20 protein-coding genes are annotated in these 16,419 nt (G+C 34.8%); 9 read left to right on the forward strand and 11 right to left on the reverse strand.

All coding sequences use genetic code 11. The features are described from left to right. Positions 1 to 9: 9 nt before the first annotated feature. From P177_RS11845 to P177_RS11855, 3 genes are all read right to left on the reverse strand, one after another. Positions 10 to 705, reverse strand: a complete 696-nt coding sequence (locus P177_RS11845; RefSeq protein ID WP_036154998.1) for a DUF3307 domain-containing protein — start codon at positions 703 to 705, stop codon at positions 10 to 12. Positions 706 to 707: 2 nt separating this feature from the next. Then, positions 708 to 1,313, reverse strand: coding sequence for a SatD family protein (locus P177_RS11850; protein WP_036154999.1), 606 nt, complete (start codon positions 1,311 to 1,313; stop codon positions 708 to 710). Positions 1,314 to 1,410: 97 nt separating this feature from the next. Beyond that, positions 1,411 to 1,863, reverse strand: a complete 453-nt coding sequence (locus P177_RS11855; protein WP_036155002.1) for a methyltransferase family protein — start codon at positions 1,861 to 1,863, stop codon at positions 1,411 to 1,413. Positions 1,864 to 1,922: 59 nt separating this feature from the next. Between P177_RS11855 and P177_RS11860 the strand changes: the two genes are divergently transcribed. The 5 genes from P177_RS11860 (at position 1,923) to P177_RS11880 (ending at position 7,704) form a co-directional block, all read left to right on the forward strand. Beyond that, positions 1,923 to 2,510 carry a non-canonical purine NTP diphosphatase gene (locus tag P177_RS11860; RefSeq protein WP_036155004.1) on the forward strand — a complete coding sequence of 196 codons (588 nt, stop codon included), beginning with the start codon at positions 1,923 to 1,925 and terminating at the stop codon, positions 2,508 to 2,510. Next, positions 2,497 to 3,141 carry a DUF4337 domain-containing protein gene (locus P177_RS11865; RefSeq protein ID WP_036155006.1) on the forward strand — a complete coding sequence of 215 codons (645 nt, stop codon included), beginning with the start codon at positions 2,497 to 2,499 and terminating at the stop codon, positions 3,139 to 3,141. The genes P177_RS11860 and P177_RS11865 overlap by 14 nt, the downstream gene beginning before the upstream one ends. Before the next feature lie 160 nt (positions 3,142 to 3,301). After that, entirely contained in the window at positions 3,302 to 5,116 is a 1,815-nt protein-coding gene (locus P177_RS11870) for a DEAD/DEAH box helicase (protein ID WP_036155008.1), read from the forward strand. 74 nt (positions 5,117 to 5,190) lie between these two features. Continuing rightward, positions 5,191 to 5,961, forward strand: a complete 771-nt coding sequence (locus P177_RS11875; RefSeq protein WP_036155010.1) for a carboxypeptidase-like regulatory domain-containing protein — start codon at positions 5,191 to 5,193, stop codon at positions 5,959 to 5,961. 51 nt (positions 5,962 to 6,012) lie between these two features. Beyond that, positions 6,013 to 7,704: an alpha-amylase family glycosyl hydrolase gene (locus P177_RS11880; protein WP_036155012.1), complete on the forward strand. Its 1,692-nt coding sequence runs from the start codon at positions 6,013 to 6,015 to the stop codon at positions 7,702 to 7,704. A 10-nt stretch (positions 7,705 to 7,714) separates the two neighbouring features. Here P177_RS11880 and P177_RS11885 read toward each other — a convergent pair whose 3' ends face one another. The 3 genes from P177_RS11885 to P177_RS11895 are packed head-to-tail and all read right to left on the reverse strand — an operon-like array spanning position 7,715 to position 9,308. Continuing rightward, entirely contained in the window at positions 7,715 to 8,080 is a 366-nt protein-coding gene (locus P177_RS11885) for a VOC family protein (RefSeq protein ID WP_036155014.1), read from the reverse strand. Positions 8,081 to 8,082: 2 nt separating this feature from the next. Beyond that, the gene (locus P177_RS11890; protein WP_036155016.1) at positions 8,083 to 8,610 is read right to left on the reverse strand and encodes an SRPBCC family protein; all 528 of its coding nucleotides are present in this window, start codon (positions 8,608 to 8,610) and stop codon (positions 8,083 to 8,085) included. A gap of 41 nt (positions 8,611 to 8,651) precedes the next feature. Then, positions 8,652 to 9,308, reverse strand: a complete 657-nt coding sequence (locus tag P177_RS11895) for a TrmH family RNA methyltransferase (protein WP_036155017.1) — start codon at positions 9,306 to 9,308, stop codon at positions 8,652 to 8,654. Between the two features lie 49 nt (positions 9,309 to 9,357). Between P177_RS11895 and P177_RS11900 the strand changes: the two genes are divergently transcribed. Continuing rightward, positions 9,358 to 10,044, forward strand: coding sequence for an SIR2 family NAD-dependent protein deacylase (locus P177_RS11900; protein ID WP_036155019.1), 687 nt, complete (start codon positions 9,358 to 9,360; stop codon positions 10,042 to 10,044). Here the strand turns inward: P177_RS11900 and P177_RS11905 are convergent. Then, on the reverse strand, positions 10,013 to 10,486 hold the full coding sequence (locus P177_RS11905) for a heme-binding domain-containing protein (RefSeq protein WP_036155021.1): 474 nt from the start codon (positions 10,484 to 10,486) through the stop codon (positions 10,013 to 10,015). The two genes, P177_RS11900 and P177_RS11905, sit on opposite strands and share 32 nt — an antisense overlap. Before the next feature lie 34 nt (positions 10,487 to 10,520). Here P177_RS11905 and P177_RS11910 point away from each other — a divergent pair, with 34 nt between their 5' ends. The 3 genes from P177_RS11910 (at position 10,521) to P177_RS11920 (ending at position 13,563) form a co-directional block, all read left to right on the forward strand. After that, entirely contained in the window at positions 10,521 to 11,108 is a 588-nt protein-coding gene (locus tag P177_RS11910) for a hypothetical protein (protein ID WP_036155023.1), read from the forward strand. 103 nt (positions 11,109 to 11,211) lie between these two features. After that, entirely contained in the window at positions 11,212 to 12,555 is a 1,344-nt protein-coding gene (gene purB / locus P177_RS11915) for an adenylosuccinate lyase (protein WP_036155025.1), read from the forward strand. Positions 12,556 to 12,681: 126 nt separating this feature from the next. Further along, complete coding sequence (locus P177_RS11920) at positions 12,682 to 13,563, forward strand: mechanosensitive ion channel family protein (RefSeq protein ID WP_036155028.1); 882 nt, start codon at positions 12,682 to 12,684, stop codon at positions 13,561 to 13,563. A 76-nt stretch (positions 13,564 to 13,639) separates the two neighbouring features. Here P177_RS11920 and P177_RS11925 read toward each other — a convergent pair whose 3' ends face one another. The 4 genes from P177_RS11925 to P177_RS11940 all read right to left on the reverse strand — a co-directional run bounded on the left by P177_RS11925 (position 13,640) and on the right by P177_RS11940 (position 16,419). Further along, a complete protein-coding gene (locus P177_RS11925) occupies positions 13,640 to 14,455 on the reverse strand; it encodes a mechanosensitive ion channel family protein (RefSeq protein ID WP_036155029.1) in 816 nt (271 codons plus the stop codon). Between the two features lie 163 nt (positions 14,456 to 14,618). Next, positions 14,619 to 15,158: a DUF4252 domain-containing protein gene (locus P177_RS11930; protein ID WP_036155031.1), complete on the reverse strand. Its 540-nt coding sequence runs from the start codon at positions 15,156 to 15,158 to the stop codon at positions 14,619 to 14,621. A gap of 60 nt (positions 15,159 to 15,218) precedes the next feature. Then, positions 15,219 to 15,761 carry a DUF4252 domain-containing protein gene (locus tag P177_RS11935; RefSeq protein WP_036155033.1) on the reverse strand — a complete coding sequence of 181 codons (543 nt, stop codon included), beginning with the start codon at positions 15,759 to 15,761 and terminating at the stop codon, positions 15,219 to 15,221. A gap of 103 nt (positions 15,762 to 15,864) precedes the next feature. Then, on the reverse strand, positions 15,865 to 16,419 hold the full coding sequence (locus P177_RS11940) for a DUF4252 domain-containing protein (RefSeq protein WP_036155035.1): 555 nt from the start codon (positions 16,417 to 16,419) through the stop codon (positions 15,865 to 15,867).

Genomic DNA, 16,419 nt, shown 5'->3' on the forward strand with positions numbered 1-16,419 from the left:
ATTTCTTATTTAAGATATATACAGAAGACCTGCTAAAATAGCTAAACCAAAACTCACTAAAGTTCCTATTAAAATGTACTCTGTTAACTTTCTATTATTGCGTTCTTTTAAGTCATTGAATCTAAAAACCGATTTTGCAGCTATCAATAAACCAATAACTTCCCACCTACCAAGCACTATAAAAATTAAAACAAATAACCTTTCTATTATACCAATATACTTACCGGCATTGGGAAGCGATTTGTGATCTGTTTCGATCTGATTAGACATTCCTTCTAAAATCATACCCATGATAATTGCCGCGGGATAGGTTACAAAGACAATTGCAGTTACCAAGTACCAATCTAAATTTTCGAATAGCGATAAAGTATGAGCATATAAGTCAGTATAAAAAGCACAACAATAAATAACCAAAACATGTAATACTTGATCTATAAAAAATGGAATACTTTTTCTTTTGAACAAAGCATTCGAATACAGTTTTAATACGTCAATAGCAAAATGAGCAATGGTTACCGTTAATGCTATTTCCCATAACGACAAATCCCATAAAAGGAGCATGTATAGTGTAAAATGCAACAACACATGTAAGTATAGAAATTTAGATTTTATCTTGTTCGCTTGCTTGTGAAGTACCCATCTTGTGGGTTGTAAAACGAAGTCTCCAATTAAATGAGCTAACACTAGTTTTATGAAAATCAACATATTTATTTTGCGGTAATTAATTCTTTATAATATGATAATACATCTAAAACCAAATCTAATCTTGCTCTTTTTAATCGCTGACTAACGGCAGACTGTTTAATACCCAACTGTTGTGCAATTTCTTTTTGCGAATAATGAGGATAGTCTAGCGACAATGTTACAATTTCTGCAGAAACAACGCTCCAATCATCCATAAAATCCAAAGCTAATCTCAACATTAAATTCAATGTACGGTCACGTGCCTGTTCTCCGGTTGCAATACTAAGGTTTACCTTACTCTCTTTTAGCGTTTCAAAATTACGCCCTGATCGTTGATAAGCCGGTCCATTAGATTCTGTAACACCAGTACCTATGTATGTCTCAAGACCAATACCAATACCCATTCTTACATCTAAACCTTTTATAGTTTTAAGCATGGCTTTAATGCGAATTGCCGTAAACAATGCATTTTTCTCCGTAACCTTTAACTGAAATTCATCCCCTCTGTAAATCTCCCAGTTCATGGGCGATTCTCCAAATTTCCTAAAATAATTCTTCAATAAATCAATCCATTGAGAACTAGGATGATTTTCAGAATTAATAATATCTCCGGTGATTATAGCTATCATGATTATTAGTTAAAACGCTAATATATTAAATTATAAGCTAAATAAGTAATATTCTACATTATTAGGTTTACAATTAATATTAAGAAAAATAAGTTGCTTAAAACCAGCGCCTTGTTAATATACAATAATCTTTGAAGGAACGCCCAAATTTATTCAATAGAATTTTCTCTTCGGGTATAATCTGAAAACGATTCATATACCCAACAAAACCCGCAGCTATCAACGTGTTAAAAGCATTACCCAAAAATACTCCTAAAGCTAATAGCAAAAGAAGTAGCGCTAAATACATAGGGTTTCTAGAGAATTTAAAAATTCCGCCAACAACTAAGTTAGAAGCTTTATCTGGCATAGTCGGGTCTACGGTTGTTCTAGCTTTTCTAAATTGAAATAAAGCAAAAAGTGCAATTACCAATCCTAAACCAATCAAAATCTTTGTCAATAAGAGCTTGCCAAAGAAATCAAAATAACCGATAGGTAAAAATTCTGATAACAGATACATCATCAATCCAAAACATAAAAACACTAAAGCTGGTGGTACTTTTAATTCCATTTTATAAAATTAGTACTTTTGAAGGTGTAAATTGACAAACCAGATTCCAAATTGTTCCCATGAAGCTTGTTTTTGCCACCCATAACCCCAATAAATTAAAAGAAGTTCAGCAAATGGTAACTGACCAAATTGAACTTATTAACCTAAATACTATTGGCTGTACTACTGATATACCCGAAACTGCAAATACATTAGAAGGTAATGCCAAAATCAAGGCAGATTTTGTTACAGACCAATTCCAATTATCATGTTTTGCCGATGACACCGGACTTTTGGTAGATGCTCTCAACGGAGAGCCTGGAGTATATTCTGCTCGTTATGCAGGTTTAAAGAACGATTCTAATGCCAACATGGACAAATTACTGGACAATCTTAAAGAAAAACAAAACCGATCAGCTCACTTCAAAACTGTAATTGCTTTAAACCTAAATGGTAAAACGCATATATTTGAAGGGAAAATAGAAGGAGTCATTACCGAAAATAAAAGAGGAGAAAATGGTTTTGGCTACGACCCTATTTTCAAACCTAATGGATATGAAGAGACTTTTGCAGAACTACCTTTATCCATTAAAAACGAAATTAGCCACAGGGCAATAGCATTTAAAAAACTGATTGCATTTTTAAATAGTATTCATGTTACAGGGTAAAAAAAATAACGAAACGGTAGAAGTATCGGTTGCGTCTGAACGTGCAGAAGCAATTGGCGGTGTACTTATAGCACTATTTGCCGCTCTTATGGCCATATCACAAATGGTAAATGGAGAGCTAGAAGAAGAAATGATGATTGCGCACAACAATGTTGTAAGCTATTCTAGTTGGTATCAGTCAAAAAGTATCAAAGAGAGCCTAAAGGAAAGTGAACTCGATTATTTAGGCGCTTTAATTGAGAGCGGTATTGTTACAGGTGATAAAATTGAGACGATTGAACTTAAAATGGCAGACGTTGAAAAAAAGATTACTAAGTATAAATCTGAAAAAACAGAAATACTTTTAGGTTCTTCTGTGGTAGGTGAAGAAAACTGGGTACAAGATATAGAAGGTAAAATGGGTAAAATTACCGGAGTAAAACAATGGGAAAAATTGACACAAACCTATGATTACGCCACCAAAAAATTTGACTACGCCTTACTGTTTTATCAAATCTGCATCGTTCTAGGTGCCGTATGCATTATTATATATGATAGTCCTGCATTACAAAAAGGCTTAATTGTGCTTATGATTATCTTTGGTATTACAGGAACTTTTCTTTCTATATATGGTTATACACTGGCACCGTAAGATTACTTTTCAATTAAATTATACCTATTCAATAATTAGCAGTACCTTTGCCGCTTAATTAACGCCGCTGGTATAGCATGTGTTGCGCTGAGTCTAAATAGGTTATATACGATAATCGCTCTATGCAACATTCATATTTGCGATTTAGTATAACATATTTATGACAAAGTTTGAAGCACTGGGACTAGAAAAGTCTTTATTAGATGCTATTACTGATATGGGTTTTGAAACCCCATCAGAAGTACAAGAAAAAGCAATCCCAATTTTATTGGAAAGTGAAACCGATCTAGTTGCCCTAGCGCAAACAGGAACGGGAAAAACCGCAGCATTTGGTTTTCCATTAATTCAAAAAATAGATAGTAATAGTAGAACAACACAAGGTTTAATACTATCCCCTACTCGTGAGCTTTGCTTACAGATCACCAAAGAAATGCAAGCGTATTCTAAATACGAACGTAATGTCAATGTAGTTGCCATTTATGGTGGTGCTAGTATTACAGAACAAGCAAGACAAATTAAGAGAGGAGCTCAAATTATTGTAGCTACCCCAGGTAGAATGAAAGATATGATCAGCAGACGTCTTGTTGATATCTCTAAAATCGACTATTGTGTTCTTGATGAGGCAGATGAAATGCTGAACATGGGCTTTATGGAAGATATTAAAGAAATTCTTTCTGGCACACCTAATGATAAATCTACATGGTTGTTCTCTGCAACAATGCCTAGAGAGGTAGCAACCATTGCAAAGAAATTTATGCACTCGCCACAAGAAATTACTGTGGGAGCTAAAAATTCTGGTGCATCTACTGTACAACATGAATATTATGTTGTTGGTGGTAGAGATCGCTACCCTGCATTAAAGAGATTGGCAGATACTAACCCAGATATATTTTCTGTAATTTTCTGTAGAACAAAACGTGATACTCAAAAAGTTGCCGAAAAATTAATAGAAGACGGTTATAATGCCGGTGCATTACACGGAGACTTAAGTCAAAACCAAAGAGATTTGGTAATGAACTCTTTCCGTAAAAAGCAGATTCAAATGCTTGTTGCAACTGATGTTGCCGCACGTGGTATTGATGTTGATGATATTACACACGTTATAAACTATCAATTACCAGATGAGATTGAAACATACACTCACCGTAGTGGTAGAACCGGTAGAGCTGGTAAATCCGGTATCTCTATGGTTATCGTTACACGTAGCGAACAACGTAAGATCAGAGCAATTGAGAATAAAATCAATCAGAAATTTCTAGTTAAAAAAATTCCTACGGGAATGGAAATCTGTGAGATTCAATTATATCATTTAGCAAATAAGATCAAGGATACTAAAATCAACGAAGATGTTGATGCCTATCTACCGGCAATTAATGATGTGCTAGAAGGTATTGATCGTGAAGAACTGATTAAAAAAATAGTTTCTGTTGAGTTTACAAGATTCTTCAACTATTATAACAAATCTAAAGACTTAAATTCTTCTGATAACGGTAGAGACCGTGACAATGGTAGAGCAGAAATACCTACTAGTGGCGCAGTACGTTACTTTGTTAATGTTGGTGAAAGAGATGGTTATGATTGGATGTCCTTAAAAGATTTCATTAGAGATACTGTAGGCTTGGGTCAAGAAGATGTTTTCAAAGTTGACGTAAAAGAGAGTTTTTCTTTCTTTAATACAGAGGCTGAAGTAACTCAAAAAATTCTAGATAAGTTCACGGACTTTAAAGTTGATGGTAGATTCGTAAACGTTGAAGTTTCCAAAAACCCTGGTGGTGGCGGTAACCGACGTAGAAGCGGCGGTGGCGGCGGCTTTAGAGGAAAAAGAAGTGGCGGCAGAAGAGATGACGACCGTGGCGGAAGAGGCAGAAGAGATGGTGGCGGCGAGTCTAAAGGAAGAAGACGTGACCGCAGCGAATCTAGCAGTCCTAACTCCGGAAAAAGACGTAGCAACAAAAGAAAGGGAGATTTCTTTTAGTTAATTGTATATTAAAAATACGCTTCGGCGTATTTTTTTTGTTTTGTTTGCAACCTAATTACGCAGTTAGTACAATGAAATACTTATTATCGCTCACATTTATATTGCTATCTTTTGTAGGGTTCTCACAAGAAACCGAAGAAGGTCAACGCCTTAATGCCATTGTTATAAACGCACAATCTAACGAACCGCTAGAGAGTGTTCACGTTGTAAATCTTAACCAAGTTTTTGGAACAATTACCAACGAGAAAGGTGAATTTTCAATTACAGCAGCAGTAAACGATACGTTATATTTTTCCTTTTTGGGCTTTAAGTCTCAAAAAATCAGGGTAACGAATGATATGTTCAAATTTGAAAATACTGAAATAGCATTGACAGAGCTTGCTTATGCTCTTGAAGAGGTTATTGTTAGACCATATCAGCTTACCGGGTATCTTGAAATTGATGTTAAGAACCTGCCTATAAATAATGCTTATCAGTATAGTATTTCTGGCTTAGGAGTGAGCTATGAAGGTGGAAATAAAAACCCAAGTGCAGTTACCAAGGTTTTGGGCGCCATATTAAACCCGGCGGATTTACTCCGAAATCTCTTTGGAAAAAAACCTGCTCAAATGCGTAAACTGAGACAAATGAGGGAAGATGAAGATATAAGAAACCTTCTCGCCTCAAAATTTGACAGAGAAACACTTACAGAGTTCCTTCAATTGGAAAAAGTAGATATTCAAGATATATTAAATAACTGTAACTATTCTAAATCTTTTATCACTACAGCCAATGATCTTCAGATACTTGACGCTATAAGTAGTTGCTATGAGGAATACAAAGTTCTCAATAGAAAGAAATAATATTTTTTAAAGTGAATTCCTTGTTATAGCTTTATTGCAAATAATAGGGAAATGAAAAACGTATTCTTACTAGGGCTAATTTTTATAGCATTGGTTTCTTGCCAACCCAAGAGCAAGGAAAAATCAGAAACAATTGCCGTAGCTAAAGATTCCGTTGAAGTCCCCAAAAAAAATCCCAATTTTCAATGGGAAGCCGCTACCGTTTACTTTCTTCTTACCGACCGATTCAATAACGCAAATACAGCAAACGATTTAAATTTTGAACGTGACGAAGAAACCGGTGAACTAAGAGGGTTCTTAGGCGGAGACATTCAAGGTATTACAGACAAAATCAATGACGGCTATTTCACTGACCTTGGTGTAAATGCTATTTGGTTTACTCCTGTAGTAGAACAAATTCATGGCGCGACTGATGAAGGCACTGGAAACACTTATGCGTATCATGGCTATTGGGCCAAAGATTGGACGGCCCTAGATCCTAATTTTGGAACTAACAAAGATTTAGACACACTAATAAAAACAGCTCACGAAAACGGAATCAGAATTTTATTGGATGTTGTTTTGAATCACACTGGTCCTGTCACTGAAGAAGATCCCGTTTGGCCAGATGAATGGGTACGCACCTCTCCTACTTGTGAATTCACTACTTATGAAAATACTACAGCCTGCACATTGGTAGCAAACTTACCAGATATACGGACCGAATCTGATGCTGCCGTAAATTTACCGGATGCCTTACTTGCCAAATGGAAATCTGAAGGTAGATTAAGCGAAGAGCTAGATGAACTTGAATTATTTTTTGATCGGACTGGTTACCCTAGAGCTCCTCGTTTTTATATTATTAAATGGCTTACCGATTACGTTAATAAATACGGTGTAGACGGTTTTAGAGTAGACACCGTAAAGCACGCTAATGAAAACTCATGGGCAGAGCTTTATAAAGAAGCTTCTCTGGCATTTGAACTTTGGAAAAAGAAGAATGAAGACAAGGTTTTGGACAACAACCCTTTTTATATGGTTGGCGAAGTTTATAATTATGGGATTTCTGGCGGACAGGAATTTGACCTTGGCGACAAAAAAGTAAACTACTTTGATAACGGCTTCAAAAGTCTTATCAACTTTGAACTAAAGACCGATGCTAAAAAAAATTATGAAACTATTTTCACAAAATATAGCAAACTACTACATACTAAGTTTAAAGACAAAAGTGTATTAAATTACCTTACCTCTCATGACGACGGTCAGCCATTTGACCAAGAAAGAGCCAACCCAAAAAGGGCTGCTAATGTACTGTTACTTACTCCTGGTGCATCACAAATCTATTATGGCGATGAAACTGCCCGTAGTTTAATCATTGAAGGCACAGAAGGTGATGCAACATTACGCTCTTTCATGAATTGGGAAGAATTAGACAGTATACCCAAAGTAAAGGAAACGCTTACCTATTGGCAAAAACTTGGAACTTTTAGAAATGACCACCCAGCAATAGGCGCAGGTACTCACAAAAGAATCTCAAAATCCCCATACGTTTTTAGCAGGTATTTCGCTAAAGATGAATATGTTGATAAGGTGGTTATTGGTTTAGACCTTCCAAAAGGGAAAAAGACAATTTTAGTAAAAGGTACTTTTGGCGATGGCACAAAGCTATATGACCGCTACTCTAATACCGAAGTTACAGTAGAAAATTCTAAAGTTGTTTTAGATAACGATTCTGAAGTTGCCTTACTGGAGCTAAAAAACTAAGGGTCACTTACTAGGAATTTGAATGTACGGCAATTTTATTTCCTTCCGTGTCTTTTAATAGACCCATAAATCCGTGTCCTTCGCCTATTTCGGTTTTGGGCTGTAATACTTGTCCGCCTGCTTTTTCAACCTTGCCCAAAACAGTTTCAGCATCTTCACATGCCAAATATACTAGCACGCCATCAGTTAAACTAGGCACATACTGCTCATGCTGTACCAAAGCCCCGTTTGCCTGACCAATAGTTTGTTTATCCGGAAACAATCCCATTACAAATTCCCCAAAATTATTTACCGTAATGGAAACATCTAAGATGGATTCATAGAACTTTTGAGCTCGTTCCATATCTGCTACGGGAATTTCAAACCATGCTATCATATCTATTTATTTAAATTAGTTTTTAGATTCTCCAGTCCTGCTTCAAAATCCTTGCCTACCATTTTATCCATTGACATGAACAACATCATAATACTCATAGGAAACTTATTCCTTCCTGAAAAACCCCATGTAACTTTACTTTTATTTACTTCATACTCTTCAAGCGTCATATAACAATCAGATTGAGACTTATAGGGCTTTAAAAATTGTAAATCTTGTTCAATACGCTCACCTTCCACTATTCTAGTAATTTCTTGCTCCCCTTCACCTACATCCTTATTACCGTTCCAATGGCTGGTAGCTCCTACCTCTCCATCAACTCCGGTAAAACTAAGCTCCATTTTTGGGTCTTTTCTAGCCCATGGCGACCATTCTTGCTGTTTCTTTAAATACTTTAAATGACTCCATACTTGTTCCGGTGGATGTTCTAATTCTATACTTCTAGAGACATGATAACTTTTGGGAGCTATTAATGCCAGTAAAATAATCAATACCACAATTACTCCTAGAATTATGACTACAGTATACATATTTTAGTTAATTAGTTGTTGATGAACAAGTTAAACAAAAATTAATTATCAGACTTATATCTTTCTAAAATGTCATCAATACTTTTAATTGACTTTTTTGTCCAATCCAACCGCCTCTCCAACATTTCTTCTTCTGTTAGTCTCCATGCTACATCTGATGCTTTCAATTGAGAGGTTAAATGTTGTAGAATAATAGCCGCAGAAACAGATATATTAAGACTCTCGGTAAAACCAACCATCGGTATTTTTAAATAAGCATCTGCATTTTCTAGCACATAATCGCTTAAGCCGCTTTTCTCGGTTCCAAAAAACAATGCTGTTTTACCATCTAACTTAAAATCTTGTAATAATGAACTATCTGCATGCGGGCTAGTAGCAACAATTTTATATCCCGTTTCCCGTAACGAATCAATTGTTTGTTTTGAATTTTGATACCGTTTTATATCTACCCATTTCTGAGCTCCCATAGCAATTTCTTCATCTAAATGTTGACCGTTTCTATCTTCTATTAAATGAGCGGTTTGCACACCAAAAGATTCACAGCTCCTTACCACCGCACTGGTATTGTGCATTTGAAACACATCTTCAACAGCAACGGTTAAGTAATTTGTTCGTTCTGCCAATATTTCAATAAACCGTTGTTTTCTGTTTTCAGAAATAAATTCTTCTAAATACCCTAAAAGCTTCACATCAATCATACGCCCAAGATAAGAAAAGTATATTTTTATGCATATTTAGAACTTTGCCATGAAAAACATTGTCATATTAACAGGAGCAGGAATTTCTGCCGAAAGCGGATTAAAAACATTTAGAGATGCCAACGGTTTATGGGAAGGCCATGATGTTATGGAAGTTGCCACACCTGAAGGGTTTCAAAAAAATCCGGAACTAGTTTTAGAATTTTACAATCAAAGAAGAAAACAATTACTTACCGTTGAACCTAATGCCGCACACAAGGCTTTAGTTAAACTAGAAGAAAAATTTAATGTACATATTATCACCCAAAATGTAGATGATCTACATGAACGCGCTGGTAGCTCTCAGGTACTTCATTTACATGGAGAATTGTTGAAAGCTAGAAGTATGAATTCTACCAGTGAAATCTTTGAACAAAAAAAAGATATTTTATTGGGCGACACCTGTAAAAACGGATATCAATTAAGACCACACATTGTCTGGTTTGGTGAAGCCGTACCACTTTTGGAAGACGCAATCTCTATAACAGAAAAAGCAGATTATTTGATTATTATAGGTACTTCTATGCAAGTATATCCCGCAGCAAGTTTAATAGATTTTGTTGACAAAGCAACGCCCATTTATTTTATTGACCCTAAACCTGCCATATCAAAAACCCATAAAGACAATTTGACCATTATAGCCGAAACTGCAGTAGAAGGAACTCCTAATTTGGTTGCTTCCCTAATTGATAAATAATTCTGGTTTGTCTAACCCATTCAACTAACTTGACCTCTTCGTTGGCGGTAAGTTCAGAATCTTTATGGAATAGGGTATATTGAGACAACGGCATATTACCATTGACTACTTCTTCCTCTATCTCTTCCAACAAATGATCTTTCTTATCTATAGAATAATTTTCCCACTCAGAAAAATTCAAGTGTTCTTTACCTTCTTTAACATGATCTGCTAGCAAATATGAAATAGGTGCTATATTGTTGTACCACGGGTATTCCGTATTATTACTATGACAATCGTAACAAGAAGTTTCAAAGAGGTTCTTAAGCTCTGGTGTTGGGTTCGTTTGCGTTATAAAAGCCTCTGTATGGTTACCTGCTGTAATATTTTTGGTAGGACTTAAAAATTGCATGGCAATAAACACAACAACTACTCCTAGGCTAATTTTTTTTAGTAATTTCATATTTGGGGGAAATGAAAAATAAAGATACAATTTTATGACAAAGGAAGAGCTTAAAGAAGCACTGAATTATGTAAGTGCTTCTAGAGAAAACCGTAGTAAAATGGCTTCTAAAATTGAAGGTGACCCTAAGCTAATTCCTATTCTCATTGAAATAATAAAGGATGATATTGACCCCATATCATGTAAAGCTGCTTGGGTTTTAGAAAGCCTTGTGAAAATAAATTTACATTATATTCTAATACATATTACTGCATTCATTGATTCTCTTAAATATATTTCATTAGAATCATCTGTTCGTCCGGCTTCAAAAATCTGTCAGTTATTGGTGATAAATGAATTTTCAGAAAAATCAATTAAATCAATACAAAAATTAACCAAAAATCACTTAAATGATATTACCGAAGCTGCTTTTGATTGGTTGATCGGTGATTATAAAGTTGCCCCAAAAGCATATTCCATGACCACACTTCTACTAATAGGAAGAAGAATTAAATGGATCCATCCAGAACTACAACAAATACTAGAACAAAACTACGAGAGCGGCAGTGCTGCATACAAGGCAAGAGCAAGAATGACCTTAAAAGTTCTAGAAAAAAGTAGCTCATTTAACAACCTTCGATAATTGTTCATTAAATCATTGTAATTGCCCATAACTTAAAGCCATTAAGGTTTTAAACTTTAACACGAATAGGTATATTTGCCCCTTAATAATTTAACCATTGATTATGTCTCTTAATGCATTAAATGCCATTTCACCTATTGACGGCCGTTACAGCTCTAAAACCAAATCTTTGTCTGCCTACTTCTCAGAAGAAGCTTTAATAAAATACAGGGTTAGAGTTGAAGTTGAGTACTTTATTGCACTTTGCGAAATTCCCTTACCACAGCTTTCTTCTTTTGATTCATCGAAGTTTGGGGCATTAAGAAAAATATATACCGATTTCTCTACTGACGATGCTCTAGAGATCAAAGAAATTGAAAGAACTACCAATCATGATGTTAAGGCTGTTGAGTACTTCATAAAGAAGGCGTTTGACACATTAGGCATTTCAGAATTTAAAGAGTTTATTCATTTTGGATTAACTTCTCAAGATATAAACAACACAGCTATACCCCTTTCAATTAAGGAAGCTATGAACGATGTTTATGTTCCTCAGTATTTAAAAGTTCTAGAAAAATTGGAGGAATTGACCAAAGAATGGTCAGATATACCAATGTTGGCAAGAACACACGGGCAACCAGCTTCACCTACTCGCTTAGGTAAAGAAGTTATGGTTTTTGTTACGCGTTTAAAAGAACAATTTAATTTATTGAATGATATTCCTAGTGCTGCTAAATTTGGTGGAGCTACAGGCAATTTTAACGCTCATTTAGTGGCATACCCATCTATTGATTGGAAAGCTTTTGGACAAAAGTTCGTTCAGGAAAAACTAGGACTTCAGCATTCCTTCCCTACTACTCAAATTGAGCACTATGATCATTTGGCTGCTTTGTTTGATGGTCTTAAGCGTATTAACACGATTATTTTAGATCTTGATCGCGATTTCTGGACATACGTTTCAATGGATTACTTTAAGCAAAAAATTAAAGCAGGTGAAGTTGGATCATCTGCAATGCCACATAAGGTTAATCCTATAGATTTTGAAAATTCTGAAGGTAACCTGGGTATTGCAAATGCTATTTTTGAGCACCTATCGGCTAAACTTCCGGTTTCTAGATTACAAAGAGATTTGACAGATAGTACTGTACTTAGAAATGTTGGTGTTCCTTTTGCACATACAATTATTGCTTTTCAATCAACTTTAAAAGGATTGAACAAATTACTTTTAAACAAAGAGAAATTTGAACAAGATCTAGAGAATAATTGGGCTGTTGTAGCGGAGGCTATTCAAACCATATTAAGACGTGAAAGCTACCCTAACCCTTATGAGGCTTTAAAAGGACTTACACGTACAAATGAGAAAATCAATAAAAATTCTATTGCAAACTTCATTGATACTTTAGAAGTTTCAGACAACATCAAGAGCGAGTTGAAACAAATATCGCCTAGCAACTACACTGGTATTTAAGCCAGTTTTAATGCATTAAAACTTTTCTTTAATTCATATACTTCATATCGCCCGTTTCGGGCGGTATGCATTTTAGATTGTGCCTCACATCATATATATTACCAGTGAACACAAAACAAAAGTTGTATGCAAACAAATTTCTCAGTTGAAGAATCAATAAGTAATTTATGGGATAAACTAGATGGTTGGTTAGAGTCTATCGTCTTAAAACTACCAAATTTCGCAATGGCGATTTTGGTAATGGTTCTATTTTATTTTTTGGCAAGAGGAATACGCAAAGTTCTTAAAAGAACTATTCTAAGAAAGATATCTCAAGTCTCTATTCAAGAAATAATCGCCAAGGTTGTATTCGTTACCATAATTTTAATAGGATTCTTCATTGCCCTAGGTGTCTTAGATTTAGATAAAGTATTAACCAGTATATTAGCAGGTGCAGGTGTAGTAGGTCTTGCTGTTGGTTTGGCTCTACAGGGAACACTTAGCAATACTTTTGGCGGACTAATACTTTCTTTTATGCCGCAGCTTAAAATCAATGATTTTATTAATGCTGATGGGGTGTCTGGCTTTGTTACGGAAATAAGTTTACGAAACATCATATTAAAACAGCCAGATAACAATATTGTAGTTATACCCAATTCTAAATTCATAGATGGATCTTTCACCAATTACTCCATGAATAAAAGAAACAGAATTTTCGTTAATTGTGGTGTGGGTTACGAAAGTGATTTACAAATGGTAGAAGATTTGACCGTAAAAATTATTACGGATAATTTTAAGCAGAATGATGGCGAGGATGTTGAATTCTTTTTTACTGAGTTTGGCGATAGCTCCATTAACTTTATGGTTCGTTTTTGGGCGGACTGCATTAATGTGAAACAAGAGCATGCCGCTAGGCACAAAGCCATTAAAACCATCAAGAAACATTTTGATGAGCGTGATATCAATATTCCATTCCCAATCAGAACATTGGACTTTGGAAAAAACAATCTACAGATTGCTAAAGATTAAATATCTAATAAAATGCTAAATTAAAAAAGCCCGTTGAGCAAGTTCAACGGGCTTTTAATCAACTAACTAGACTAATTTATTTATTGATTTGAACTTCGTGTGGGTAAGGAATTTCAATACCTGCACTATCCAATGCTTTCTTAGTACCTTCAATTGTTGCAAAGTATACATCCCAGTAATCTTCTGGCTTACAGAAAGGACGTACAGCTAAGTTTACAGAGCTATCTGCCAATTCAGATACGTTTACTGATGGAGCTGGATCTTTAAGTACTTTTGGATTAGCTTCTAACATTGCTTGCAGCACTTCCTTTGTTTTTTGCAAATCAGAACCGTAATCTACACCAACTGTAGTATCAACTCTAATTTTACCTTCTGCAGTATAGTTTACGATATTACCGTTTGCCATTGCACCATTAGGAACAATTGCCAGCTTATTTTCTGGTGTTATTAATTTAGTAGTAAAAATCTCAATCTCTTTTACGCTACCTAACACACCTTGTGCTTCAATTAAATCTCCAATTTTATAAGGTTTGAATATGATTAGTAAAACACCACCTGCGAAATTAGATAAAGACCCTTGCAATGCAAGACCAATTGCCAAACCTGCCGCTGCTATAACTGCTGCAAAACTTGTAGTTTCTACCCCTAAGGTTGAAATAACAGTGATAATCAAGAATATGGTAAGTGCCCATTTTGCTAGGTTTAGTAAAAATTTTCTAAGTGACTCATCGTAATTTTGCTTAGTCATGCCCTTATTTACAACTCCAATCAATTTCTTGATAATCCACGAACCGATAATGTAAATTACTATTGCACCTATAACTTTAGGTCCAAACTCTACAATAAAATCGATTCCTTTGTCAATCCATACCTCTACTTCTTTGTTTTCCATTTTTTTAATGTTTGTTTAGGTTGTTTGTATATTATTCTCATTTATTATGACACCAATTTTATTGATTGGTCACATAAAAATATAGTTAAACCTTAATTAGAACAAATAAAAAACCCGCTACAATTACGTAACGGGCTGTATTTAAATTAAATATACCTTAAATTTAACCTTTAAATAAATCTTCAATTTGCTCCAAACCTTTTCCTTCATAATCAGATTTTTCCACCGCTTTAATTAGCTGCATTAAACTTGCGGGGTTCATATTATCGCCCAAAACCCTAACTAATACCAATCCTTTTTCATCATTGTCGCCGTATATAACAAGTTCGTCAATATAGTCATCATCGCCTTTTAATTGTATAGTGGCTTTTCCAAATGGCGTATTCATTTTCATTAACTCACTGAAATCATCACTTTTTAATATGGCTTTGATCGCTTTTTTTTGAACTAAATAATCTGCTTCGTTTTCAGGTTTTTTCTGAAATGCTAAAACATTCAACTTTTTTAATGACGAAGCGGCTTCTCTCTCAGACTCCGTCAAATTTGCCGTCTCCAAATCCAATAGACTCGAGGGCAAATCAAAAGACATAAAATTTGGGTTCTCTGCATTTGTAATATAATATTGCTGTAAACTCTGTTCTGATGAGCATGATGTAATCGCTAAAACAATTACCACCATTATTGCCCAATATACATTTTTCATACTTTGTTTTTAAAGTTAGAAAAAGGTCTCCTATCTAAAGAAGACCTTTATAAATCTGTATTATTTTCCTGATGCCTTGTTCAAATCTTTAGGCAAATCCATTTTACTGGTCAATGTTCCAATTTTATTTAAATCGATATCACCGGTAAGGCTCACTAAAACCGTTTCCAGCTTTCTTCCATTATGCCCTACTTCTACATTTTCCAAACCACTAACAAACATTAATAATTCTGATACATGATCTTTCTTTTTACCGTCTTTTACATAAAACTTTACGTTGACATCTTCATCTTTAACACGCATTAATTCCTCCAATTTAGAAGATTTAAGGTATTTTTTAACCGTTGAAGACATATCTGCAGAAACTGATGAATCTTCTGTCATAAAAACCTTTACGTTTCTTAATCCGCTGGCGATTTCCATAAATTCTTTAGCCTCGGCGTCATCACTCATTCCTCCAAATTTGGAAACAAGGTCTATCATACCTTTGTTGACGATTACAGATCCTACATTATCCATATCTTCATATTTATCGAATACAGATTGTGAAAAACCCAGTGCGGGTAAAATTGCCATTAAAAATACTACTGCTACTTTTCTCATGATTGTTGATTTTAGTGCTGCTACCTAATTTTGGTTTTAGCGATTGATGAATAGATATTTATTTTAATCTGCGTGTCGGATTTATACACAACACTCTTTATTTTTAATTTCCTTTTTGTGCCGCCTTACCTAATTGATCTCCACCTGGTAAATCCATTTTGTCGGTCAACTTAGATACTGATCTTAGATTGATATCACCGGTCAAAGACAGTAACACTGTTTCTAATTTTTTACCATTGACATCTATATCCATGTCTTTTAACCCTGTTACGAACATTAATAGTTCTTTTACATGATCACTATCCTTACCTTCCTTTACGTAGAACTTTACATTAGAGCTACCGTCACGAACTCTCATCAATTCTTCAAAAGATGAGCTTTTAAGCCTATTCGTCACCCAACCATCTACATCTTTAGATATTGCTGCGTCTTCTGTAGTAATTACTTTAAAACTGGTAATTGAGTTTACAAGCTCAAAAAATTCTTTTGCTTCTGGATCATCTGAACTTACACTCATTTTGCCTAACATTTGAAACATTTTTGGTTGCATGGCAACAAAGGTTACCTTATCATTATCCTCATATTTCTCAAATATATCTTGAGCATTAATTATTACAGGGGCTAACACCAAAAGTGTTAATACTAGTATCTTTTTCAT

This window comes from Maribacter forsetii DSM 18668 (assembly GCF_000744105.1).
Taxonomy (GTDB): domain Bacteria; phylum Bacteroidota; class Bacteroidia; order Flavobacteriales; family Flavobacteriaceae; genus Maribacter; species Maribacter forsetii.